Annotated in this window: 1 protein-coding gene; it reads left to right on the top strand. The window is 53.3% G+C overall.

All coding sequences use genetic code 11. From position 1 onward, the window contains the following. On the top strand, positions 1 to 709 hold a 709-nt coding region (locus ACR0D7_RS19410), incomplete at both ends, for a hypothetical protein (RefSeq protein WP_480680480.1).

The following is a 709-nucleotide window of genomic DNA, read 5'->3' on the forward strand; positions in this document are numbered from 1 at the left end:
GGACCTGGCCGATAACGGCGCCTATACCGTTGCCCTGCTGGCGGACGAGGTTTTTGACACCGGCGGCAATGCGGTGGCCGCCGATCCCGCCCTTGCCGGGTTTACCGCCGATACCGCTGGCCCGCCGCCATCCTTCAGAGTTGAAGCCGAGACTTTTCAGATCGTTAGCGGGTTTACGATTAAGACCAACAGCCAAGCATCCAATAATCAGTTTTTACAAGCATCTGGAGACGACGAGCAAAACGCGACAACTACGTTCACGGGAGAAAGTGGTTTTTATGATCTGAGCCTTGGCCATTTTGACGAATCCGATGGCCAATCAACAATGCGAGTATTCGTCAATGACGTCGAAATCGACGAGTTTATTTGGGATTTGGACCCTGGTGGGGAAATTGCCGATCAATCAACAATTGTCGAACGAAAGATAGAGAACGTTTCTTTAACCAATGGCGATGTGATTAGAATTGTAGGCTTCAAGGATGGTGGCGAACCTCTTCGAACCGACTACATAGATTTCCAACTAATCGCCGATACCGCTGATGTCACCGCGCCGGTGGTGCAATCCTCGGATGCGCCGGATATCGGTGCGGCGGATACCGGGAGCTTGGATACCGAGATCACCGTGACCTTTGCCGACAACGTGGCCATTGATGTCTCGAGCATCGATATCGGTGATATCACGGTGACCGGCCCTGCGGGACCGCTGAGC

The organism is Ruegeria sp. BB7 (genome assembly GCF_056539365.1).